We start from the raw sequence: 22,895 nt of genomic DNA, 5'->3' as shown, positions 1-22,895 counted from the left end.
TCCGACCGGACCTACCCCGTCCCCCATTTTCTGTGCAAGGAGTGACATGCCCCAGCGCATCCCGGACGATCTGCCCGAGCGCATCCAGCACTTCATCGACGGCGAGTTCGTCGACAGCGTGGACGCCGAGACGTTCGACGTGATCAACCCGTCCACCAACGAGGTCTACATCCAGGCCGCCTCCGGCCAGCAGGCCGACATCGATCTGGCCGTCGCCGCCGCCCGGCGGGCCTTCGACGGACCCTGGTCAAGGCTGCTCCCCCGCGCCCGCTCCCGCATCCTGCACAAGATCGCCGACCTGATCGAAGAGCAGGACCAGCGCCTGGCCGAACTGGAGACCTGGGACACCGGCCTGCCGATCACCCAGGCCCTGGGCCAGGCCCGGCGCGCCGCCGAGAACTTCCGGTTCTTCGCCGACCTGATCGTGGCCCAGCGCGACGACACCTACAAGGTGCCCGGGCGGCAGGTGAACTACGTCAACCGCAAGCCCAAGGGTGTGGCCGGCCTGATCACCCCCTGGAACACGCCGTTCATGCTGGAGTCCTGGAAACTGGCTCCGGCTCTGGCCACCGGCAACACCGTCGTGCTCAAACCGGCCGAGTTCACGCCGCTGTCGGCCTCGCTGTGGGCTGGGATCTTCCGCGCCGCGGGCGTGCCGGACGGGGTGTTCAACCTGGTCAACGGCTTCGGTGAGACCGCCGGCGACGCCCTGGTCAAGCATCCGGACGTGCCGCTGATCTCGTTCACCGGCGAAAGCAGTACCGGTCAGCTGATCTTCAGTAACGCCGCGCCCTATCTCAAGGGCTTGTCCATGGAGCTCGGCGGCAAGTCACCGGCTGTGGTCTTCGCCGACGCCGACCTCGAATCAGCCCTGGACGCGACGGTCTTCGGGGTGTTCTCACTGAACGGCGAGCGCTGCACCGCCGGTAGCCGGGTGCTGGTGGAGCGGTCGGTGTACGACGAGTTCGTGGCTGCTTACGCTCGAAGGGCTTCTGCGATCAAGGTCGGCGACCCGTCCGACCCGGCGACCGAGGTGGGTGCGCTGGTGCATCCGGAGCACTTCAAGAAGGTCGTCAGCTACATCGAGATCGGTAAGAGCGAGGCGCGTCTCGTGGCCGGGGGCGAGACCCTGCCGGGCAATTACGTCGCCCCGACCGTGTTCGCGGATGTGAAGCCCGAGGCCCGGATCTTCCAGGAGGAGATCTTCGGGCCGGTGGTGGCGATCACCCCGTTCGACAGCGACGAAGAGGCTCTGGAGCTGGCCAACGGCGTGAAGTACGGTCTGGCCGGCTATGTCTGGACCAACGACCTCAAGCGGGCTCATGCCTTCGCCCAGAATCTCGAGGCCGGGATGGTCTGGCTGAACTCGAACAACGTCCGGGATCTGCGCACCCCGTTCGGTGGGGTGAAGGCCTCGGGGCTGGGCCATGAGGGCGGGTATCGCTCGATCGACTTCTACACCGACCAGCAGGCGGTGCACATCTCCCTGAGTGACTCCCATTCGCCGCGTTTCGGGGCCGGCCCGGAGTCCGCCACCTCGTTCACGACCCAGAAGTGAGGGCACCGATGTCCGAGAGAATCCCCACCCCGCAGTCCCCCGCGCCGGACATCGTCCGTTGTGCCTACCTGGACCTGGTGGTCACCGATCTGGCCCGGTCCCGGGATTTCTACGTGGACCTGCTGGGTCTGGTGGTCACCGAAGAGTCCGACGAGGCCATCTACCTCAGGACGTTCGACGAGTTCATTCACCACAATCTGGTGCTGCGCCAGGGCCCGGTCGCGGCGGTGGCAGCGTTCGCCTACCGCGTGCGTTCCCCCGAGGAACTGGACCGGGCGGTGGACTTCTACACCGAACTGGGCTGCCGGGTCGAACGCCGCAAGAACGGTTTCGTCAAGGGGATCGGCGACGCGGTGCGGGTGCAGGACCCGATCGGCTTCCCGATCGAGTTCTTCTACGAGGTCGAGCACGTCGAGCGGCTGGCCTGGGCCTACCACCTGCACAACCCGGGCGCCCTGGTCCGGCTCGACCACTTCAACCAGGTGACCCCGGACGTCCCTAAAGCGGCGGCCCATCTGGTCGATCTGGGGTTCCGGGTGACCGAGGACATCGAGGACGGCGAGGGGACGGTGTACGCGGCCTGGATGCGGCGCAAGCCGACGGTGCACGACACCGCGATGACCGGCGGCGACGGGCCGCGGATGCACCACGTGGCGTTCGCTACCCATGAGAAGCACAACATCCTGGCGATCTGCGACACGATGGGGGCGCTGCGGATCTCGGACCGGATCGAGCGTGGACCGGGCCGGCACGGCGTCTCAAATGCTTTCTACTTGTACATTCTCGACCCCGACGGCCACCGGGTGGAGGTCTACACCCAGGACTACTGGACCGGTGACCCGGACAACCCGCTGGTGACCTGGGACGTCCACGACAACCAGCGGCGGGACTGGTGGGGCAACCCGGTCGTCCCCAGTTGGTACACCGAGGCGTCCGCCGTTCTGGACCTGGACGGCAACCCGGTGTCCCTGGTCACGCGTACCGACGACAGCGAGATGGCGGTGACGATCGGCGCCGACGGGTTCTCCTACACCCGGGAAGGCGATGTAGAAAAGGGTTTCAAGCTCGGTCACCAACTCTGAGGGGACGACGATGTCTGAGAACGATCTGCTGGCCCGGGTGAGCGTCCCGGGCGGGCGGGAAATCTTCGAACCCGCCACCGGCGACCTGCTCGGCCATGCCCCGCAGGACACGAAGGAGGATCTGGAACGGGCGGTTGCGGCAGCCCGGGCGGCGCAGCCGGCCTGGGCGGCACTCGGGCACGAGGAGCGCAGTGCCCGCCTGGTCCGGATGGCCGACCGGATCGACGCCGAGGCCGAGTCGCTGGCCCGGTTGCTGGCCCGTGAGCAGGGCAAACCGCTGAACGGGCCGAACGCCCGGTTCGAGGTGGGCGCCTGCTCGGCCTGGCTTCGGGCCACTGCGGCGACGGTGCTGGAGGACCAGGTCGTGGTGGACGACGGGAAGCAGGTCTCGACGCTGACCTACCGGCCGATCGGGCTGGTCGCGGCGATCGGACCGTGGAACTGGCCGCTGATGATCGGGATCTGGCAGATCGCACCCTCGCTGCGGATGGGCAACACCGTGGTGGTCAAGCCGTCCGAGTACACGCCGCTGAGCGTGCTGGCGCTGATCTCCATCCTGAACGAGGAGCTGCCAGAGGGTGTTCTGACCGCGTTGTCCGGTGACCGGGAGGTGGGGGCCGCGCTGGTGGCCCACCCCGACGTCCGCAAGATCATGTTCACCGGCTCGACCGCGACCGGGCGCAAGGTCGTCGAGGCGTCCGGGGCGAACCTGGCCCGGCTGACCCTGGAGCTGGGCGGCAACGACGCCGGGATCGTCCTGCCCGACGCCGATCCCGAGGCGATCGCCCAGGACCTGTTCTGGGGCGCGTTCATCAACACCGGCCAGACCTGTGCCGCGCTCAAGCGCCTGTACGTGCACGAGTCCATCCACGACCGGGTGGTCGAGGCGCTGGCCGGGGTGGCTGCCAAGATGCCGCTGGGCCCGTCGCTGTCCGAGGAGAGCGTACTGGGGCCGGTGCAGAACGCCATGCAGTTCAAGATCGTCTCAGACCTGATTGAGGACGCTCGGGCGCGGGGCGGCACGATGGTCACCGGCGGTGCCCCGGCCACTGAGCTCGGACCGCTGTTCTACCCGATCACCCTGGTCACCGGCCTGCACGACGGCGACCGACTGGTGGACGAGGAACAGTTCGGCCCGGCTCTGCCGATCATCAGCTACGCCGACGTGGAGGACGCGATCGCCAGCGCCAACCGTCTCGACGTCGGCCTCGGTGCTTCGGTGTGGAGCAGTGACCCCGACCAGGCACAGGCCGTGGCCAATCGGCTCGAGGCCGGCTCGGTCTGGATCAACGGGCACGGCGGTGTGCATCCGATGGTCCCCTTCGGCGGGGTGAAGGCCTCGGGCTACGGGCTGGAGTTCGGTGTCGAGGGCCTGAAGGCAGTCGCGGTCCCGAAGGTCGTCACCCGGAAGGTCAACTGACCTTCAGGCGGGCCAGGAAGGCGTCCAGTTGGGCCAACTGTCGTGGCGCGGTGGTGTAGTCCGGAGCCATCACGGCCTCGATCTGCAGGCCGAGCAGGAACGAGGCGAGGGCGTCGACGGTGGCGGGCCCGGCTGCGGCCGGGATCACCTCACCGTCGGCCTCCGCCTCGCCCAGCCGGGCCGCCATCTCGGTGCGCCAGCGCTGCTGGACCGCGGCGTGCAGCGCGGCCTTGTCCGGTGAGTTCAGGGCCTGCTGCCAGAAGTTGATCACCAGCCGGGCCTCGGTCAGGCGCTGCTCGTCCAGCGGCATGATCTCCAGGCACAGGGTGCGCAGCCCGCCCAGGCCGTGCCGGTGCGAGTCCGCCTCGTCGGCCCGGCGGTTGGTGGCGTCCACGACGTACTCGAAGGCAGCGGTGAGGGCGGCCTCCTTGTTCGGGAAGTAGTAACGCAGGCTGCCGTTGGAGGTGCCGGAGACCTCGGCGATCCGCCGCGTGGTGACCGCCTGGATCCCCTCGCGGGCGATCAGCCGCCACACCACCTCGACGATCTGCCTGCGTCGCTCGTCGTGGTCCACGATCTTCGGCACTGTGCCCGGCCTTTCCCTTGCCCGCTGTCCCGGTCAGCCTAGCCAGAGCCCCCGGGCCCCGACCGTCGGGCTACAAGTGTCAGTTTTACCTCGACGTAACCACCCAGGGTCTTTATTTTGTACATCTGTTGATTTTACTTTCTCAGGTAGCAGCCCCCGGCCCGCTCACAAGGGAAGTCACTGTGGCAGAACCATCTTCATCCCACCCGCTCGGCCCCGTCGCAGAGGCGGAGATCCACGCTGTCCGTAGCCTCCTCGACCAGCACGGCCTGCTCACCGAAAGCACCCGCTTCGTCTATGTCGGCCTGGAAGAGCCGACCAAGACACAAACCCTGGCCTGGACGCCCGGCGAGCCCGTCGTCCGTTGCTTTCGCGCTCTCCTGCTCGATGTGCAGGCTCAGATCTCGCGTGACGTGCTGGTCGACATCACCTCCGGCACAGTACTTTCGGACGCTGTGCTCGATCCGGTGAGCACCGGCCAGCTGCCCGTCCTGGACGAGGAGTTCGAGCTCGTCGAACAGCTCCTGCGCAAGGACGAACGCTGGCTGGCGGCGATTGCGGCCCGCCACCTGGACATCGAGAAGGTCCGGGTAGCACCGCTTTCGGCCGGCTTCTACGCCGACGAGTATCCGGAGGAGGCCGGGCGTCGCGTGCTGCGCGGACTGGCCTTCTACCAGGAGCACCCGAGTGACTCGGCCTGGGCCCATCCGATCGACAACCTGCTGGCCTACGTGGACACCATGAACCAGGTGGTCGACCAGGTCATCGATTTCGGTGTGGTGGCCCTGCCGCCGGAGTCGGGCAACTACGACGATCCGGCGGTCAGCGGGCCGCCGCGCACCACCCAGAAGCCGCTGCACATCACCCAACCCGAGGGTTCGAGCCTCACGATCGACCAGAGCAACCTGCTGACCTGGGAGAAATGGTCACTGCGGGTGGGCTTCGACGCGCGCGAAGGGCTGATCCTGCACCAGGTCGGTTTTGACGAGGGCCAGGGCGTTCGCTCGATCATTCACCGGGCCTCGATCAGCGAGATGGTCGTGCCCTACGCCGATCCGGCCCCGGTGCGCTCCTGGCAGAACTACTTCGACACCGGCGAATACCTGGTCGGGCGCTACGCCAACGCGCTCGAGCTGGGCTGCGACTGCCTGGGCGAGATCACCTACCTCGATGCGGTGATCGCCGACGAGAAGGGTCAGCCCCAGCGCCTTCCCAACGCCATCTGCATCCACGAGGAAGACTTCGGGATCCTCTGGAAACACTCCGACCTGTGGGCCGGCTCGCGCCACGTCCGCCGCCAGCGCCGTCTGGTGGTCTCGTTCTTCACCACCATCGGCAACTACGACTACGGCTTCTACTGGTACCTGTACCTGGACGGCACGATCGAGTTCGAGGCCAAGGCCACCGGCATCGTCTTCACCAGTGCCCACCCCGGCGGCGAGTACCCGTACGCCTCCGAGATCGCACCCGGCCTCGGCGCGCCTTTCCACCAGCACCTGTTCAGCGCCCGCCTGGACATGGCCGTCGACGGAGTGAGCAACCGCGTTTCCGAAATTGACGTCGCCCGGGTACCGATGGGCCCGGACAACCCCCGCGGCAACGCTTTCACCACGTCGGCCACCGTTCTCGCCCGCGAATCCGAGGCCCGCCGCGACGCCGACCCTTCCAAGAACCGCGTCTGGCACATCAGCAACCCCGGCCGCCTCAACCGGCTGGGCCGCCCCGTCACCTACGCCCTCATCCCCGAAGGCCTGCCGACCCTGCTGGCCGACCCCGGCTCGTCCGTTGCCGCCCGGGCCGCCTTCGCCACGAAGCACCTGTGGGTCACCCAGTACGACGCCTCAGAACGTTATGCCGCCGGAGATTTCGTCAACCAGCACCCGGGCCAGGCCGGCCTGCCCACCTACACCGCGCACGACCGCGACCTCGACAACCAGGACCTGGTGCTCTGGCACACCTTCGGCCTCACCCACACCCCACGCCCGGAGGACTGGCCGATCATGCCGGTCGACTACACCGGATTCACGCTGAAGCCGGTCGGCTTCTTCGACCGCAACCCGACCCTCGACGTTCCCCCATCCGAGAGTGGCCACTGTGCCACAACGTCCACTGGTGGTTGCCATGACTGAAACGACTGACCAAAGACTCACCGGCACCCTCGGACCCGGCGCGATCGTCTTCATGGTGGTCGCCGCCGCAGCACCCCTCACCGTCGTGGCCGGCAGCGTCCCGCTGGGCATGGCCCTGGGTAACGGCGCCGGATACCCCGCCATGTACGCCTCCGCCGCCGTCATCCTCGCCCTCTTCGCCGTCGGTTTCGTGGCCATGACCCGCCACGTCCCCAACGCCGGAGCCTTCTACTCCTACGTTGAACAGGGCCTGGGACGCGGCCCCGGACTGGGAGCGGCCTTCCTCGCCCTCGCCACCTACACCGCTGTGCAGGGCGCGGTCTACGGCTACCTCGGCTTCGCCGCCAACGAACTGTTCGTCTCCTACGGCGCCCCGTCGCTGCCCTGGTGGCTGTGGACGCTGGTGGCCATCGCGATCGCCGGTCTACTCGGTTTCCGGCACATCGACCTGTCCGGCAAGGTACTCGGCGTGCTCCTGATCGCCGAGATCGCGATCGTCCTCCTGCTCGACCTCGCCGTGATCCTCAAGGGCGGCAGCGACACCGAAGGCTTCTCCACCGGCGTCTTTCAGCTCGACACCATCACCGCAGGCGCACCCGGCATCGGCCTGATGTTCGCCATCGCCGGATTCATCGGCTTCGAGGCCACCGCCGTCTTCCGCGACGAGGCCCGTGACCCCGACCGCACCATCCCCCGCGCCACCTACGCCGCCCTCGCCGTCATCGGCACCTTCTACTCGGTCTCGGCCTGGGCCGTGATCAGCGGCTGGGGCGAGAACGCCGCCGTCGCCGAAGCCAACGCCAACCCGGGCACAATGGTCGCCACCACCACCGAGAACTACCTGGGCTCAGCCGCCGGCCACGTCGTCCAGGTCCTGCTCGTCTCCAGCCTCTTCGCCTGCGTCCTGTCCTTCCACAACGTGCTCTCCCGCTACTTCTTCGCCCTCGGCAACGCCAACGTCCTACCCTCGCGCCTCGGCCGCAGCCACCCCCGCCACCACTCCCCGCACCTCAGCTCCCTCACCCAGACCGCCTGCGCCGCTGCCCTTCTCCTGCTGTTCGCCGCGACCGGACTGGACCCGGTGACCGAGGTCTTCGCCTGGCTCTCCGGCGCCGCCACCCTCGGCATCCTCATGCTGATGCTGCTGACCAGCATCGCCATCCTGGTCTGGTTCCAACGCTCCAGGGCCGACAACCGCTTCTGGCAGACCCGTCTCGCACCCGGCCTCGGCCTGATCGGCCTGGCGCTCAGCCTGATCATCACCCTGCAGAACATGCCCCTGCTGGTCGGCGGATCCCAGACCCTGGCCCTGACCATCGATGCGCTGCTGGTGCTTTCGGTCGTCGCCGGCATCCTCCTGGCCGCGCTCAAGCCTTCCGCCAGCACGGCCCTGCTCGAAAACACCGAATGAGCCACCGGACCGTCGCTGCCCTGGCAGCCGTAGGTGGGGCAGCACATCTGAGCATGCTGCTGCCCCACCTGGCGCTCTCGGCCCATGCATGGCTGTTCGGCACCATGTCACTGGCCTGCCTGGCCTGCGCCGTTCATCTTTGGGTGCGGGCCGAGGGCCTGGCTCTCACGGCCCTGATGGCCGGGACGATGATCGTGCTGCACCTGGGCTACGCCTTCACTGTCGCCCAGCCTTTCGGGGCCACAGCTTCCCATCACGGCGTTGCGGCGGTTGACGTTCATTCGCACGGAGACTCGCCGGCAGTGCTGGTGCCACTCCTCCCTGAACTGGCCGTGCTGGCCCTCGCAGGCCCTCTCTTGCGACGTCAGCGCGTGCTGGCCGCGGCTCAGTAGGTTGCTGCCACTGGAGCTACGAGTCGGTGCCGCCGCTTCCAGCCTTCCGCAGGCCGTTCCAACTGCCGGTCATGTGCTCAACGCTGCGCAGGGCCGTGGCGAAAATGGTCAGCACCGGGTTCACGCCGCCGTTCGTCACGTGCACGGAACCGTCCATGACCCGGACGTTCTCGTGCCCCCACACCCGCCCGTACTCGTCCACCACCGAGTTCGACGGGTCAGAGCCCATCCGCAATGTGCCCGCCTGATGCTGGCCGCCCGAGGGTCCGGCGCGCTTGCCGCCGAACTCGAAAGTGTCCACCGCCCCGGCCGCCCGTAGCCATTCGCCGCTCATCCGGCTGGTGAAATCGCGCGCGCGAAGGTCTTCGGCGTGAACGCTTCCACTGAAACGCACCACCGGAAGGCCGTACTGGTCCACGACGCCGTCGTCCACGCGCACCCGAGATTCGGCCGACGTCACTTCCTGGACCGGGCCCATCAACCGCAGGCTGCGCCGAAGGTAGCGCCGCATGCCCTGTTTGCCGGCCAGCCCGGCGCGGGGAATAAAGCCGCTGCTGACCAGGTACCAGTAGGTGTTGGCAGGCAGGGCCACGAACTCGTCGGCGATGATGCCGCCGCCCACGAGATCGCCGTTGCGGTGCCGGTAGTCGGTGGTCGCGATCGACGGGCCGGGACCGACCAAGTCCTCCACCACGTCCTCGAACAGACCGAAAGCACCACCGTAGACGTGACCCTGCAGATGACGTCCGACCTGGTCGTTGTTGTTGCCGATGCCGTGCGGTTCACGGGTGCTGCGGCTGTTCAGCAGCAGCCGAGCCGATTCCACCGCGCCTGCCGCGACCACGATCTCCGCGGCGTCGATCTCCCGACTCCACATCACCCCGCCCGTCTCGCCGACGAGAGTTACCCCGACAACGCGACCGGAGACGTCCGTTCGTAGTTGTGAGGCTCTGGAATTGAGGACGATGTGCGCCCGTTTGGTCGCGAAAGCGCGGGTGAGCATGGTGTTCTGCGAGCCGTTCTTGGCATCGTCGGGGCAGGCGAACCCGATGCAGAGGTTGCAGCTCGAGCAGGCCCGCCGGCCCAGGTAGGGCTGTGAATTGATCAGCATCGGCACATGCACGGTCGAGAACCCGAGCGATGCCGCGGCTGTGGCCAGGCGGTCGCGCTTGGGGCCGGATCTCAGCGCCGGCATGGGGAACTCGCGAGTGCGTGGCCCAGCCCAGGGCCCGTCCTCGGGGCCGCCGCTGACCCCGATCTCCCATTCGGCCCGTTCGTAGTACGGCTCCAGATCCTGGTACGAAATCGGCCAATCGCTCAGCGCACTGCCGTCGGGAACCCCGTACGTGCTGGCCATCCGGAAGTCGAGCGGGCCGAACCGCCACGCTTGAGCACCGTAAACCCGGGTACCACCACCCGCCGTGAAAGCGTTGTTGTTCCAGGCACCCTCGAACGGACGCACGATGCGCCCGTTCTCGAGAACCCGCACCTGCCGCTCGTCCACCGGCCCGCTCAGCGGCGCAAGTCCCCAGTCCGAACGCGGGTTCCGCAGGTGATCGCGATGCAGGCTCTCGATGGACGGCCACTCCCCCGCTTCCACCACCAGAACCTGGCGGCCGGCCTCGGCCAGACCACAGGCGGCAACCCCGCCGCCGGCCCCCGAGCCGATCACGATCGCGTCGTAGCGACTTTCCAGATCCCGCGGATGGACGATCGCGGGCGCGGCTTCTTCGGCTGGCACCTTCTCCGGCCAGCCACCCAGCGGTTCCGGCTGCCAGTCCACCATCCGCCACGAGGCCGCATCGGTATTGCCGCCGTTGGCCGGATCGGCGTAGTAGCCGCCGGAGACGATCTCGGCGAACCAGTCCCAGTGCTCGCTCGCTTCCCCGTCACGCGCCACCGCGTCCAGCCTTGCGCGCCAGTCCGGGCGTTCCTCCAGCAACGTGGCCAGGAAGTGCGCCCCGCCTGCCTGCGAGGCCGAGGGGTAGTCGTCGGCCGGGACGACGTAGTCCATCAGGGCGGTCAACTGTTCCCAGACGGCCTCGGGCAGTGGGTCGACAGGCGGCACCGGCAACTCCTTCGTCACGGGACCAGCATTGCCTGACAACTGTCTGCTGCACCATCGGCCGCCCTTGCCGCAGGAGAGTGAGGCACCTCTCATAGGTTAAGTTATGATAGATGGAGTTACGAAGGAGGCTGCGTGCTGGAACGCCCCGCTGAGATGTTCGACCGCCATCGTGAATGGGAGGCCCTGACCTCCTTCGCGACAGATCCCTCACCTTCGGGCGCTCGGCTGGGAGTGGTGTCCGGCCGCAGGCGTCAGGGCAAGACGTTCCTGCTGCGCGCGCTCTGCCAGGCGACCGGCGGTTTCTTCTTCGCTGCCGACGAGGCGACCGACCGCGAGTCCTTGACCCGGCTGGGCTCAGCGTTGGCCGACCACCTCGATGCCCCGGCCCCGCTGACCTTCGAAACCTGGCACGCTGCGGTCGACGCCCTGCTGGCGCTGGGGCGCGAGCGTCGGATCCCGGTCGTCATCGACGAATTTCCCTACCTGGTCAAGGCCAACCCGCAGCTGCCCTCGATCATTCAGAACGCTCTGGCGCCGTTGCGCCCCGAGCGCGACAACAGTCAGGTCAGTCTGTTGTTGTGCGGATCTGCCATGTCCTTCATGGGGCGTCTGCTCAGCGGTAACGCCCCGCTTCGGGGCCGGGCCGGACTCGAGCTCGTCGTTCCGACCCTCGATCACCTCCTCGCCGCGCAGTTCTGGGGCATCACCGACCCGCTCACCGCGCTGAAGGTCAACGCCGTTGTCGGTGGGACTCCCGCCTACCGCCGGGAGTTCGCTCGTGACGACGCCCCGGCCGGCCCCGAAGACTTCGACGCGTGGGTCGTGCGAACGGTGCTGTCCCCCACCACTCCGCTCTTCCGTGAGGCCCGGTACCTGCTCGCGGTCGAAGCGGAACTGCACGATACCGGCCTCTATCATTCGGTTCTGGGAGCCATTGCGGCCGGCAACACCCACCGCGGGGGTATTGCCTCCTATCTGGGCCGTAAGTCCGGCGACCTGGCTCATCCGCTGACGGTGCTGATGGATTGCGGTCTGGTCACCCGAGAGCCGGACGCCTTCAAGGACAATCGGACCACGTTCCGGATCGCCGAACCGCTCGTGACCTTCTACCACGCGGTGATGCGCCCGATCTGGAGCGACCTGGGACAGGCCCGGGACGCAACCCGGTTGTGGCAGCGCAGTCAGCGTCGCTTCACCGGGAACGTGATGGGCCCACACTTCGAACGCATCGCCCGCCAGTGGACCAGGCACTTCGCCGGTCCGGAATTCTTCGGCGACTATCCCTCGGACGTCACCAGTGGCACCGTGAACGACCCGGCGGCCCGCACCAGTCACGAGGTCGACATCGTCACCACCGGACTGGACGACGATGACCGCCCCTACCTGATGGCCATCGGTGAAGCCAAGTACGCCGAGCCGATGGGGCTGGGGCACCTGGAGCGACTGCGGCATATTCGTCAGTTGCTCACGGCCCAAGGTCGTCACGGCGCGGAGACGGCCAAACTGGTCTGTTACGGCGCGGGCGGATTCTCTGAGCAGTTGCAGGAAGCGGCGCAGGGAGATCCTGAGATCGTTCTGGTGGGCGTGGACGATCTCTACCGGGCCAACTGATTCACAGGGCCGCGGAACGCCCCAGGTACGGGTCGGCCCAGGCGCTGATCAGGCGGGCGGCCCGGTCAGCCTCACCGGAGCCGGTCAGGAAGTGGTTGGAGCCTTCCAGGGAGACGAAGCTGCGCGGGTGGCGGGCGATCTGGAAGATCTCGCTGGCGTTCTCGATGCCGACGGTGTTGTCGGTGGGTGAGTGCATCACCAGGAGGGGCAGGCGCAGGTCACGGATGCGATCGCGCAGTTCGGCGGCGCGGACGTCCTCCACGAAGGCGCGTTTGAGGGTCAGGGCCTTGCCGCCGATGAACCACTCGGCCTCGCCCTCGGCCAGGACTCGTTCGACCACCGCGTCGTAGTGGCGTTCCACCCGGCTCGGGTCCACCGGGGCGCCCACGGTGGCCACGGCCTGGATGCCTGGGGTCTGGCGGGCGGCGGCGATCACGGTGGCGCCGCCCCAGGAATGGCCCACCAGCAGTTCCACCGGGGTTCCCCGTTCGGCCATGAACCGGGCGGCCTGGATGGTGTCGTCGATCTTGACGGTGAACGATCCGTCACCCCAGTCGCCTTCGGAGTCGCCCAGGCCCAGGTTGTCGTAGCGCAGCATCCCGATGCCTTCGCGGGCCAGGCGCCGGCAGACGCGGGTGGCGGCGGGCGAGTCTTTGCCCAGGGTGAACCCGTGGGCAAAGACTCCCCAACCGCGCACCGGCCCGTCCGGCACCTCCAGCACGCCGGCGAGCGCGGGGCCCAGTGAACTCGGGAACGACACTTTCTCGATCATGGGCACATCGTCCACCACTACCTGGTGGTACCCGAACGTCAGGGGACGTGGGAACGTCCCCTGACCCGCTCGTCCACAGTTCGCAACCGGCCTCAGAGCGAGGCGATGGCCTCGACCGGTGAGACCTTGGCCGCCCGCCGGGACGGCAGCACCGATGCGAGCGCACCGGAGAGGGTGGCGCCGATCAGGATCGCTGCCAGTTGGCCGACCGGGATCACCGCGGGCACGTCGCTGCCGTCGGAGTTCAGCAGCCGGAAAAGACTGGTCACCGCGCCAGTTCCGTAGAAGGCACCCAGCGCTACCCCGATCGCCGAGGCCACCGCGGCGATCAGCATCGCTTCCCACAGCAGCATCCAGCGCAGTTGGCTCCGGGTCAGGCCCAGGGCTCGGAGGACGCCCGATTCGCGTCGTCGTTCCAGTACCGACAGGGCCATCGTGTTGCCGACGCCGATCACCGCGATGATCACGGCCACCCCGAGCAGGCTCAGCACGATCAGCAACATGGTGTCGAGGAACTCGTCGGCGGACACCCGGGCCTCGGCCGAACCGCCCAGGGTGCTGTCGGGGTCCGCGTCGGCCGAGGCGCGGGCGATGGCGTCGACCGCATCGGCCCGCTCGCTCTTGCCCAGGTCGTCGGCCAGCCGGACCCAGATCTCGTAGACCTCGGCGTCGGCGGTCTTCAGGGTGGCCAGGTCGTTCCTGCTCATCCGGACGTCGTTGAGGTTGTCGCTGCCCCGGCGCACGGTCAGCTCGACCTTGCGTTGACCGGCCCACAGGGTGATCTTGTCGCCGTCGGCGTAGTCCCAGCCACCTTCGTCCGATCCCCAGCTCGGGAACACGATCGTGCCGTCGGTGGGCATGTCCTGCCCGACCGCCCGCATCACCTGGCTCGCCTCTTGCGGGTTGATCGCCTGGACGTTCTGGCTGTCCCGTTCCCCTCGTCCGCGGCCGATCTCCAGGTAGGCCGAGGTCACGGTCAAGGCAGCCTGCACGTGGGGCAGAGCGGTGACGGTGTTCAGCATGTCGTCCGGGAAACCTTGGCCCGCCGAGACTGCCACGTCGGTCGGGTAGGTCTCGTCGATCTCCGATACGCCGTAGGCGCGTACGGTGGCCGCGGCCGAGACGATCGTGGTGCTGAGCGTGACTCCGACGATCAGTGCAGTGGCGGTGGCGGCGGTGCGGCGAGGGTTACGGGTGGCGTTCAGTGCGGCCAGCCGACCTGGAACCTGTCCGGCCGGGCCGACGATCCGGCCGACCAGGGAGACCAGGAGCGGAACCAGCCAGCGGGCGAGCAGCAGGGTGCCCAGGAACGTGGCCATCCCGCCGCCGATCACGGCGTGAAGGGCGTACTCCTGGTGGCCCCACCAGATCGCTCCGGCCCCTGGGATCAGCAGGAGCAGGCCCAGCAGCCGGCGGATCAGGCCACCACCGCTGCGGACCGGGGCATCGTCGAGCGGACGCATCGCGGCCATCGGTGAGATTCGGGTGGCTTTCCAGACCGGCATGAACGCCGCGATCACCGTGACCACGACGCCCACGGCCAGACCGATCGCCAGCGGTGGCCAGGTGATCGTGATCCCGGCCAGCGGGACGGGGGTCTCGTAGCGGGCGGCCAGGGCGGAGATCCCGGCCGCGACGCCGAGCCCGCCCAGCAGGCCGAGCAGTGAGGCGATCAGCCCGATCGCCAGAGATTCGGTCAGCACGCTGATCCGCAGTTGCCCGGCTCCTGCCCCGACCGCGCGCAGCAGAGCCAGTTCTCGTACCCGCTGGGCCAGGAGTACCGAGAAGGTGTTGGCGATGACCAGGGCGCAGACGAACACCGCGATGGCCGCGAAGACCAGGAGTACGTTGGCCAGGACGGCCGTGTCGGAGGTGAGGGCATCGGCCAGCGCCTCGGCTTCCTGCTCGCCGGTGCGTACGTTCAGTCCTTCGGTCTCCGGAATCTCCTGGATGGTCTGCCGGACGGTCAGGGCCAGGTCTTGCGGCGTGGTGCCGGCTGTCGCGGCCACTCGCAGGGCACCCCCGGACGTCGCGCCCCAGGCCCGGGCCTGGTCCGAGGCTGCCCAGAACAGCGGAGTTCCGATGCTGGCGATGTCGGAGGAGCGTTCGGTCAGGCCGACCACCGTGGCCTGGACGGTCTCCTGGCCGGGCTCGGCGCCGAAGATCCGGATCTCCACGACCGAGCCGACCTCGAGGTCACGGCCGACCGCGGTGACGATCTGGTTCGGCTCGCTGGGCCAACTGCCCTCCTCCAGTTTCTGCCAGCGCAGCACCTCGTCGTTGGCCAGCCCGGTGACCTGGGAGAACTGGTAGGCCGCGCGGCCCGGTAGGCGGGCGCTGACGTAGGTGCTGCTGTCGAAGGTCAGCGCGGCCACCGCGGGGTTACCGGTGATCGCGCTGGCGACCTTGGCCAGCGTCTGGGGCGCGACCTCGCCGGTGTCGTCCGGTGCGACCACCACGTCGGTGTGCAGGTACTGGCTGGCCAGGGCCCCGAGGACGGTCTGGCGGGAGGAGTCGTTCAGCACCAGGGTGGCCACCACGAAACCGACCGCGATGACGATGGCCACAGCGGTGGCGACCAGCCGGTGGGCCTGGCTGCGTAACTGCGCAAGGCTGAGTGAAAACATGGTCAGCGCCCCAGCCGGCGCAGCGCGTCCAGAACACTGTCGGTGGTCGGGCTGAACAGCTCACCGGCCACCGCCCCGTCGGCCAGCAGCACCACGCGGTCGGCGTAGGTGGCCGCGACCGGGTCGTGGGTCACCATCACCACGGTCTGCCCGGCCTCGCGCACGCTGGAACGCAGCATGCTCAGCACCTCAGCGCCGGCGGTGGAGTCCAGGTTGCCGGTGGGCTCGTCGGCGAACACCACATCGGGGCGCGGCAGCAGAGCCCGGGCGATCGCCACCCGCTGCTGCTGGCCGCCGGACAGTTCGGCCGGACGATGCTGCAGGCGCTCGGTCAGACCGAGACGCCGGACGATCGAGTCGTACCAGCCCTGATCCGGTTTGCGCCGCGCCAGGGTCAGCGGCAGCTCGATGTTGGCCTTGGCACTCAGCGCCGGGATCAGGTTGAACGCCTGGAAGACGAACCCGATCCGGTCGCGGCGCAGCCGGGTCAGCCTGGCGTCGTTCAGCCCGGTCAGCTCGGTCTCCCCCAGCCAGACCTGGCCGTCGGTGACCACGTCCAGACCGGCCAGCACGTGCATGAGCGTCGACTTGCCGGAGCCGGACGGGCCCATGATCGCGGTGAACGCCCCCTGCTCGAAGTCCACGTCGATCCCCCGCAGCGCCGCCACCTCGGAGGCGCCCCGGCCGTAGATCTTGCGTACGCCCCGGGCCCGGACCGCTACCTGCATCGGCCGCCGGTACTGCTGGCCCGCCCCCGGTTGCCTCTCATCGGTCCACCCACCCGGTTGCTGGTGTTGCGGCGACGACCAGGACATAAAAGTTCCCCCCTCGGAAACCGTTTGCTCCAACCGCCGACGGACGTCCGTTGCCGGGTGGACGTTGCATCCCCGACAGTTGGTGCGGTGGTCGTCACTCCGCCGGATCAGCGTGGTCTCGCTGCGTGAGGGCCGCTCACCAAAGCGGTGACCGCCGCGCAGACCTCGCCGTGGCCGGTGCCCAGAGCGCCGCCACCATCCCCACCGCTTTCTCCAACTGCTGATGACGGCAGCAGCCGTTCACCGGGCCTCCACGTCCCGGACGATTGCCGGGCACCGGGCCCAGCTGGCATTGGCGGGTGACGATCTCATCTTTCGCCCGTCCCGTCCGGGTCTGTCTCGCGGCCCTTGCGCTCCTGACGGTTGCCACGGTGGCTCCGAACGCCGCCTCGGCTGCCGACGCGCCGGCCAGGCAGCCGACCGGCCTGCGTTTCCTTGGTGAGCAGCAGATCCCGTTCGGCACCACGTACGCCTCGACGCCGGTCGGTGGCCTCTCCGGGATCAGCTACGACGCCCGGTCCGGCACCTACTACCTGATCAGCGACGACCGATCAGCGCTGGCCCCGACCCGGTTCTACACAGCCGAGATCGGCCTGAAGAACGGCAAGCTCGGCCCGGTGCAGCTGACCGGGACCAAGCCGCTGCTGGACCAGGACGGCTCCACCTTCCCAGCCACCGACGCGGCCAAGGGCACCATCGCGCCGGACGCCGAGGGCATCGCGGTGGACCCTCGCAGCGGCAACCTCTGGTGGACCAGCGAAGGCGAGCGGGTGGTGGGCGCGGACGGCACGGCGCTGGCCGACCCGTGGCTGCGCTCGGCCAGCCCGAGCGGCACGTACCTGGGCCAGGCGGAGCAGCCGCCGCAGTTCCACGTGAACACGCAGGAAGTGGGCCCGCGGCGCAACATGGCGCTGGAGGGACTCTCGATCACGCGTGACGGCCGCACGCTGTACACCGCCATGGAAGATCCGCTGTACCAGGACGGTGCGCTGCCGAGCGTGGCGAAGGGTGCGCTGACCCGGATCACCCGCTACGACCTGAAGACCCAGCGGCCCCAGGCGCAGTTCGCCTACCCGCTGGAGAAGCAGTTCCAGGCCGGGGCCGCCACCGACACCAACGGCCTGACCGATGTTCTGGCCCTGGACGACGGCAACCTCCTGGTGATCGAGCGGGCTTCGGTGTACGCCGAGAACGAGTGGAAGGTGCGCATCTACCTGGCCTCACCCCAGCGCGCCACCAACGTCCTGAGCCGCGACACCCTCACCGACGACGTCCGGCCGATGTCGAAGAAGCTGCTGCTGGACCTGGATTCGGTCAAGGGCCTGCCGGTGGTGGACAACGTCGAGGGCATCACGTTCGGGCCGAGGCTGAAGGACGGCACGCAGACGGTCGTGCTGGTGTCCGACAACAACTTCAACGAGAAAGAGGTCACCCAGGTCATCGCGCTCGGCCTCACCTACGGGCGCAACTAGCTCGGTCTTACGCTGCCCGGGTGAACCCGATCGAACTCGTCTCCCGCAACGGCGCCACCCGGGCCTGGATCGACCCGCACGGTGGCGGCATCCAAGGACTTGAGGTCGACGGCTGCCCGATCGTGGACGGATACCCGGCCGGGCAACCGGCACCGCACGCAGCCGGAGCGGTGCTCTTCCCCTGGCCGAACCGAGTGCGTGACGGCCGTTGGCGGCTGGACGGCGAGGAACAGCAGCTGACGATCGACGAACCCGAGCGCAACAACGCCAATCATGGCCTGGTGCGCTCGCGTCCCTTCGACGTCAACCACGTCTCCCCGCACTTGGCCCGGCTGCGCATCAGCGTGTCGGGCGATCCGGGCTATCCGTTCGAGGTGGATCTGACCATCATCTACCGGGCTCTCAACGACGGCCTGCATGTCCGAACTGCAGTGGAGAACCTGGGGACGCGTCGTGCCCCGGTCGCGCTCGGCTTCCACCCGTACCTGCGTATAGGCGACGTCCCGATGCACGACCTGGTTCTCGAAGTTCCGGCCGGCCAGGTTCTGGACCTCGACGAACGCCTGCTGCCGAACGGCTCTCGTCCGGCCGAGCCCCGCCATTTATCCTTAAGCGGTGCCGTTCTCAATCATTGTTATGGCGGCCTGGACGTGGTCGACGGACAGATTCATCACCGCCTGCGAGCACCCGACGGACGTTGTGTGGAGTTGCGGGCCGACGAAACGTATCGCTGGTTGCAGGTTTACACCTGCCCGGACGTTCCCCGCGCAGGTGAACTGACCTCGTCGTCGTCGTCCGTTGCTCTGGAACCCTTGACATCCTCCCGCCCCTGAAAAGACGGGATTCCAACGACTTACGCGACCGTGGGGACGCGTTTTCGTTGAGGTTCACGCTTCACCGACCGGGCCGACTTCACCCTGTCTCCACGCGCTGTCACCGCAAGCCCTGCGGCGATATCCCTGATATTACGAGCAGCGTTCACATCAGCATTCGCCTGATACCCGCAGGCCACACACCGGAACACCGCTTGACTCTTGCGGTTCTCCGGCGCGCGATGCCCGCAGGCGTGACAGGTCTGCGACGTAAACGCCGGGTAGATCCTCACGACCCGCTCAGGCGCCTTCTGCTCTAGACGGGCCACCAGCAGGCCCCATCCGGCGGCGAGGATGCCCCGGTTCAACCCCGCTTTCTGCCGGACGTTACGGCCCGGCGTAGCTTCGGTGCCGCGCGCCGAGCGGGTCATCGCCCTGACGTTCAGGGCCTCGACGCCGATCACGTCGAACCGGCGAGCCAGACCGGTACTGGCCTTCTCGGCCCAGTCCTTGCGCCGGTCGGCCTCACGCGCCCGCAAGCGGGCGATCTGCCTCTTGACCCGCTCACGCCGACCGGACCCCTTCCGGGCCCGGGACAGACACCGCTGAAGCCGCAGCAACCGCTGAGCTTCTTGGGGACGCAGGCCAGCCGGGGACGACAGTTCGCCCGTGGACAACGCGGCGGCGACCTTCACACCCCGGTCCACACCGACCACCTCACCAGTACCCGGCGCGGGGATCGGGTCCGGGATCGCAGCGAACGCGATGTGCCAGCGCCCTGCCCGATCCCGCGTCACCCGATACGACTTGAAGTCCGGCAGATGCCGGGAACGCTTGAACCGCACCCAGCCCACCTTCGGCACGCTCACCGCCGACCAGCGACCATTGTCCCGACGCACCCGCTGCGCCTCGCCGCCGACGATCCGGAACCCCTCGCTCTGGCCGCGTTTACGCCAGGTCGGCCGACCATGCGTACCAGCGAAGAAGTTCTGCCACGCCTGGTCATGATCCCGCAGCGCCTGCTGCTGCACCGTGACCGAACCAGCCGCCAACCAATCAAACTCACGACGCGCCTCGGTCAACTGCCTGGCCTGCGCCACATAACCCGGGGCGTGCGGACGGTCCCGCCGCCACATGTTCCTCTGCTCCAGGGCCAGGTTCCACACGTACCGGGCATGCCCACACGCCTCCAGCAACAGCACCTCCTGCGCCGCAGTCGGATACAGCCGGAACCGGGACATACACTCAAAACTACCATTAACCCTTCGTTATCAAGAACTAGCACAGTGTTATCAACGGCGGCCTATTCACCCTGCACCAACCGGCTAACAGATCTCAAGGACATCCCAGCACAACACCCAACGCGCCGCGTACACCAGCCGGATCAACCACCCCACGACCACAGCTGAATACCGTCCTTCTTGACCACAGCGCCGCCGACGACGTCAAGAAACACCCGACTCATCACGCCCAGGCGTGACCGTCATTCCTCCCGGACCTGAAGGACCGGGTTCCCTGACGGTGATCCGTTGACCGCACCACCCGACGCTTTGCGGTCGGGAACCGATCTGGCCTGGCTCGAGCCAGGTGGCGAATGGTTCACGACCTGGTCGGTGCATCTGCAGCCGGCGCCCGGAGACTGAGGGAAGGAGAGATACGCATGGCCGCCACAGTGCTGACGATCGGCGAGATTCTGGTGGAGATCATGGCCACCACCCCGGGCGAGGGCTTCGGCGAGCCGCAGCCCCTGGTCGGCCCGTTCCCCTCCGGTGCCCCTGCCATCTTCATCGACCAGGTGAGCCGCCTCGGCACCCCGGCTGCGATCGTCTCCCGGGTCGGCGACGACGACTTCGGCCGGCTGAACCTGAATCGTCTGCGCGCCGACGGGGTCGACGTGTCCGGCATCGAGGTCGCGGCCGGCGAGACCACCGGGTCGGCGTTCGTGCGCTACCGGCCCGACGGTTCCCGGGCCTTCGTCTTCAACATCGCGCACAGCGCCACCGGCCGTCTTTCGCTCACGCCGTCGGCCGAGGCCCTGATCGAGCGGTGCGACCACCTGCACATCATGGGCAGCGCCCTGTCCGCGCCCGGCATCGCGCACCTGGCCCGCGAAGCCGTCCGCAGGGTCAAGGCGCGCGGCGGCTCCCTGAGTTTCGACCCGAACCTGCGGCCCGAGATCCTGCAGGCGCCCGGCCTACCCGAGGCGCTGGACGAGGTTCTGGCCCAGTGCGACGTGTTCCTGCCCTCCGGCGAGGAGATCTTCCTGTTCACCGAGTCCAAGGACGAGGCTGCGGCGGTGACCGAACTGCTGCAGCGGGGCATCGGCACGGTGGTGATCAAGCGCGGGAATCAGGGGGCCAGCCGCTTCGATCAGCACGGCCGCATCGATGCGGCGGCGCTGACGGTGGACGAGGTGGATCCCACCGGCGCCGGAGACTGCTTCGCCGGCGCCTACGTTAGCTTCTGGCTGGCTGGCGCCGACCCGGAAACCACACTGCGTTACGCCAATGCTGCGGGCGCTCACGCGGTGACGAAGCTGGGGCCGATGGAAGGCGCGGCCACCTTGTCCGGCCTGAACGCGTTGCTGGCCGCTCAGAACGGGAAGGACCCGCGGGGGGTGTGGGTACGGCAGACCAGGGTCCAGTGACCGGTGCCCCAGACGTAGACCGAGGTGATGAAGGCGTCGTAGCTGGGCAGCCAGTCGGCCTCGAAATGGGCCTCGTAGCGGATCACCAGGTTGCCGCCCTCGATCACGGTGAAGCTGGGTTCGCCGAGGGTCCAGGACTTCAGGGGCTTGCGGTCGTGCCAGCCGTGCACCAGGTCGTCCCGGTTGACCACCCGGTTGGGCAGGACGATGAAGCCGTCGGTCTCCATGTACTTGGCGAACCACTGCTGCGGGCCCACCTCGTCGGACGAGGCCTGCCAGAACTCCTGCTCGATCTGCCAAGCCTGATCCATTACCCGTCAATCTGTCGCCCGGCGCGTGTACTGCCCCGCGATCCTAGCCGTGCGGGTCAATCAGCCCGAAACCATCACTTACCGCGCCCACCAAACACAACCTTTTCCGGGGCTCGGGCGTCGTTCTTGTGTGATCACGAAGTCCGAACGGAGCGAGGGCACCGAAGTCCCTTCCCACCGCCCACTCCCGACAGACGCCGAGAGCGCCCTGCGCGTGCTCTTCGACCAGCACCACACCCCGATGCTGCGGGTGGCCGCCGTGCTGGTGCGTGATCATCAGGTGGCGCAGGACGTGGTCCAGGACGCCTTCATGGCCGTCTACACCAACTGGCCGAAGATCCGGAACCAGGACGGCGCGGTCGGCTACCTGCACCGCAGCGTGGTGAACGCCTCCCGGTCCTATCTGCGGCGACGCCCGGTGGCCGAGCGGCTGGCCCGGCTGCGTCAGCACGAGCAGGCCAGCGCGGAGGAGACCGCGCTGAAGGCCGATCTGCCACCGCCGTTGTTCGCGGCGATGGTCGCGCTGCCGCGGCGCGAACGGGAGGCCGTCGTCCTGCGCTACTACCTCGACCTGCCGGAACGAGAAGCGGCCGAGGCGATGGGGCTGAAGCCAGGTTCGGTCAAGGGGTACGCCTCACGCGGTTTGGCGAAACTGCGCGCCGTGGTTGTGTCCGGCGCGAATACCGACGGGGAGCAGCGGTGAACGACGAAGAGGTCCTGGGCCGGCAACTGCGGTCAATGATGGACGGGGAACTCGCCTTCGTGAGTACGTCGGCGAGCGCGTGGCATCAGTTGGTGCGACGAGTGCGCCGCGAACGTCGTGTCGGCTGGGTACGGCCGGTGATCCTGCTTCCGGTCGGGGCGGCTGCGGTGGTCGCGACTCTGGTGCTCTCGGTCCAGTTCCTGTTCAGCGGTCAGCCGAGCGGTCAGGTGGTTCCGGCGGTCGCTCCTACGAACTCAGTGTCCCCCAGCGCCGCGAGCACGGCCACGCCCACCGAGCCGCCCAGCACCACGCAACCGACCGCCGCGCCGAACCGTCCCACTGAGGCGAGCACACCGTCCTCAGTTGTGGACCAGACGCCCACCGGAGCGCCCGCCCGGACTCCCAAGCCGTCGATCCCGGTCTCCCCCGGGCTGGACGGACTGGATGGGACGGCTGTTTCACCGGGATCCACCGGGTAA

19 protein-coding genes are annotated in these 22,895 nt (G+C 68.1%); 12 read left to right on the top strand and 7 right to left on the bottom strand.

Annotated features, from left to right (window positions below):
* The first annotated feature begins 46 nt into the window (after window positions 1-46).
* The 3 genes from hpaE to LR394_RS13600 are packed head-to-tail and all read left to right on the top strand — an operon-like array spanning window position 47 to window position 4,060.
* Complete coding sequence (gene hpaE, locus LR394_RS13610) at window positions 47-1,558, top strand: 5-carboxymethyl-2-hydroxymuconate semialdehyde dehydrogenase (RefSeq protein ID WP_231441651.1); 1,512 nt, start codon at window positions 47-49, stop codon at window positions 1,556-1,558.
* 8 nt (window positions 1,559-1,566) lie between these two features.
* The gene (hpaD, locus tag LR394_RS13605) at window positions 1,567-2,640 is read left to right on the top strand and encodes a 3,4-dihydroxyphenylacetate 2,3-dioxygenase (protein ID WP_231441649.1); all 1,074 of its coding nucleotides are present in this window, start codon (window positions 1,567-1,569) and stop codon (window positions 2,638-2,640) included.
* Between the two features lie 10 nt (window positions 2,641-2,650).
* Window positions 2,651-4,060, top strand: coding sequence for an aldehyde dehydrogenase family protein (locus LR394_RS13600; RefSeq protein ID WP_231441647.1), 1,410 nt, complete (start codon window positions 2,651-2,653; stop codon window positions 4,058-4,060).
* Here the strand turns inward: LR394_RS13600 and LR394_RS42920 are convergent.
* Window positions 4,053-4,646, bottom strand: a complete 594-nt coding sequence (locus LR394_RS42920) for a TetR/AcrR family transcriptional regulator (protein ID WP_231441645.1) — start codon at window positions 4,644-4,646, stop codon at window positions 4,053-4,055. The two genes, LR394_RS13600 and LR394_RS42920, sit on opposite strands and share 8 nt — an antisense overlap.
* Before the next feature lie 182 nt (window positions 4,647-4,828).
* Between LR394_RS42920 and LR394_RS13590 the strand changes: the two genes are divergently transcribed.
* From LR394_RS13590 to LR394_RS13580, 3 genes are read left to right on the top strand one after another with little or no spacing between them, the layout of a single operon-like run.
* Window positions 4,829-6,775 (top strand): primary-amine oxidase, encoded by a 1,947-nt coding sequence (locus tag LR394_RS13590; RefSeq protein ID WP_231441644.1) that lies wholly within the window; start codon window positions 4,829-4,831, stop codon window positions 6,773-6,775.
* Entirely contained in the window at window positions 6,768-8,186 is a 1,419-nt protein-coding gene (locus tag LR394_RS13585) for an APC family permease (RefSeq protein WP_231441642.1), read from the top strand. Before LR394_RS13590 ends, LR394_RS13585 begins: the two co-directional genes overlap by 8 nt.
* Window positions 8,183-8,578 carry a hypothetical protein gene (locus tag LR394_RS13580; RefSeq protein ID WP_231441640.1) on the top strand — a complete coding sequence of 132 codons (396 nt, stop codon included), beginning with the start codon at window positions 8,183-8,185 and terminating at the stop codon, window positions 8,576-8,578. Before LR394_RS13585 ends, LR394_RS13580 begins: the two co-directional genes overlap by 4 nt.
* A 16-nt stretch (window positions 8,579-8,594) precedes the next feature.
* Here LR394_RS13580 and LR394_RS13575 read toward each other — a convergent pair whose 3' ends face one another.
* Entirely contained in the window at window positions 8,595-10,646 is a 2,052-nt protein-coding gene (locus LR394_RS13575; RefSeq protein WP_231441637.1) for a GMC oxidoreductase, read from the bottom strand.
* Between the two features lie 135 nt (window positions 10,647-10,781).
* Between LR394_RS13575 and LR394_RS13570 the strand changes: the two genes are divergently transcribed.
* Window positions 10,782-12,257, top strand: a complete 1,476-nt coding sequence (locus LR394_RS13570) for an AAA family ATPase (protein WP_407937051.1) — start codon at window positions 10,782-10,784, stop codon at window positions 12,255-12,257.
* A gap of 1 nt (window position 12,258) precedes the next feature.
* On the opposite strand, the gene LR394_RS13565 is transcribed toward LR394_RS13570, so the two are convergent.
* The 3 genes from LR394_RS13565 to LR394_RS13555 all read right to left on the bottom strand — a co-directional run bounded on the left by LR394_RS13565 (window position 12,259) and on the right by LR394_RS13555 (window position 16,384).
* Window positions 12,259-13,029, bottom strand: coding sequence for an alpha/beta hydrolase family protein (locus LR394_RS13565; protein ID WP_231441632.1), 771 nt, complete (start codon window positions 13,027-13,029; stop codon window positions 12,259-12,261).
* Between the two features lie 92 nt (window positions 13,030-13,121).
* A complete protein-coding gene (locus tag LR394_RS13560; protein WP_231441631.1) occupies window positions 13,122-15,656 on the bottom strand; it encodes an ABC transporter permease in 2,535 nt (844 codons plus the stop codon).
* A gap of 2 nt (window positions 15,657-15,658) precedes the next feature.
* Window positions 15,659-16,384: an ABC transporter ATP-binding protein gene (locus tag LR394_RS13555; RefSeq protein WP_231441629.1), complete on the bottom strand. Its 726-nt coding sequence runs from the start codon at window positions 16,382-16,384 to the stop codon at window positions 15,659-15,661.
* 386 nt (window positions 16,385-16,770) lie between these two features.
* Here LR394_RS13555 and LR394_RS13550 point away from each other — a divergent pair, with 386 nt between their 5' ends.
* Both LR394_RS13550 and LR394_RS13545 read left to right on the top strand, forming a co-directional pair.
* A complete protein-coding gene (locus tag LR394_RS13550; RefSeq protein ID WP_231441627.1) occupies window positions 16,771-17,943 on the top strand; it encodes an esterase-like activity of phytase family protein in 1,173 nt (390 codons plus the stop codon).
* A gap of 20 nt (window positions 17,944-17,963) precedes the next feature.
* On the top strand, window positions 17,964-18,776 hold the full coding sequence (locus LR394_RS13545) for an aldose epimerase family protein (protein ID WP_231441626.1): 813 nt from the start codon (window positions 17,964-17,966) through the stop codon (window positions 18,774-18,776).
* Between the two features lie 20 nt (window positions 18,777-18,796).
* Here the strand turns inward: LR394_RS13545 and LR394_RS13540 are convergent, their stop codons facing one another.
* Complete coding sequence (locus tag LR394_RS13540) at window positions 18,797-19,996, bottom strand: RNA-guided endonuclease InsQ/TnpB family protein (protein ID WP_269329096.1); 1,200 nt, start codon at window positions 19,994-19,996, stop codon at window positions 18,797-18,799.
* A gap of 419 nt (window positions 19,997-20,415) precedes the next feature.
* Between LR394_RS13540 and LR394_RS13535 the strand changes: the two genes are divergently transcribed.
* Window positions 20,416-21,402 (top strand): tagatose kinase, encoded by a 987-nt coding sequence (locus LR394_RS13535; RefSeq protein WP_231441622.1) that lies wholly within the window; start codon window positions 20,416-20,418, stop codon window positions 21,400-21,402.
* Here the strand turns inward: LR394_RS13535 and LR394_RS13530 are convergent.
* Window positions 21,348-21,713: a hypothetical protein gene (locus LR394_RS13530; protein WP_231441619.1), complete on the bottom strand. Its 366-nt coding sequence runs from the start codon at window positions 21,711-21,713 to the stop codon at window positions 21,348-21,350. The genes LR394_RS13535 and LR394_RS13530 overlap by 55 nt on opposite strands.
* A gap of 130 nt (window positions 21,714-21,843) precedes the next feature.
* On the opposite strand from LR394_RS13530, the gene LR394_RS13525 reads away from it, so the two are divergent.
* Together LR394_RS13525 and LR394_RS13520 are read left to right on the top strand one after the other, a co-directional pair.
* On the top strand, window positions 21,844-22,416 hold the full coding sequence (locus tag LR394_RS13525) for an RNA polymerase sigma factor (RefSeq protein ID WP_231441618.1): 573 nt from the start codon (window positions 21,844-21,846) through the stop codon (window positions 22,414-22,416).
* Complete coding sequence (locus LR394_RS13520; protein WP_231441616.1) at window positions 22,413-22,895, top strand: superantigen-like protein SSL4; 483 nt, start codon at window positions 22,413-22,415, stop codon at window positions 22,893-22,895. Before LR394_RS13525 ends, LR394_RS13520 begins: the two co-directional genes overlap by 4 nt.

Source organism: Kineosporia babensis (assembly GCF_021129305.1).
Lineage (GTDB): Bacteria > Actinomycetota > Actinomycetes > Actinomycetales > Kineosporiaceae > Kineosporia > Kineosporia babensis.
The sequence above is the reverse complement of the archived record's forward strand: the minus strand, read 5'-3'. Positions and strand labels throughout refer to the sequence as shown.

What these genes read in the sequence shown, in the direction of transcription:
- hpaE (WP_231441651.1), top strand. Translation starts at nt 47, where the DNA reads ATGCCCCAGCGCATCCCGGACGATCTGCCCGAGCGCATCCAGCACTTC.
- hpaD (WP_231441649.1), top strand. Translation starts at nt 1,567, where the DNA reads ATGTCCGAGAGAATCCCCACCCCGCAGTCCCCCGCGCCGGACATCGTC.
- LR394_RS13600 (WP_231441647.1), top strand. Translation starts at nt 2,651, where the DNA reads ATGTCTGAGAACGATCTGCTGGCCCGGGTGAGCGTCCCGGGCGGGCGG.
- LR394_RS13585 (WP_231441642.1), top strand. Translation starts at nt 6,768, where the DNA reads ATGACTGAAACGACTGACCAAAGACTCACCGGCACCCTCGGACCCGGC.
- LR394_RS13580 (WP_231441640.1), top strand. Translation starts at nt 8,183, where the DNA reads ATGAGCCACCGGACCGTCGCTGCCCTGGCAGCCGTAGGTGGGGCAGCA.
- LR394_RS13565 (WP_231441632.1), bottom strand. Translation starts at nt 13,029, where the DNA reads ATGATCGAGAAAGTGTCGTTCCCGAGTTCACTGGGCCCCGCGCTCGCC.
- LR394_RS13560 (WP_231441631.1), bottom strand. Translation starts at nt 15,656, where the DNA reads ATGTTTTCACTCAGCCTTGCGCAGTTACGCAGCCAGGCCCACCGGCTG.
- LR394_RS13555 (WP_231441629.1), bottom strand. Translation starts at nt 16,384, where the DNA reads ATGCAGGTAGCGGTCCGGGCCCGGGGCGTACGCAAGATCTACGGCCGG.
- LR394_RS13540 (WP_269329096.1), bottom strand. Translation starts at nt 19,996, where the DNA reads ATGTCCCGGTTCCGGCTGTATCCGACTGCGGCGCAGGAGGTGCTGTTG.
- LR394_RS13535 (WP_231441622.1), top strand. Translation starts at nt 20,416, where the DNA reads ATGGCCGCCACAGTGCTGACGATCGGCGAGATTCTGGTGGAGATCATG.
- LR394_RS13530 (WP_231441619.1), bottom strand. Translation starts at nt 21,713, where the DNA reads ATGGATCAGGCTTGGCAGATCGAGCAGGAGTTCTGGCAGGCCTCGTCC.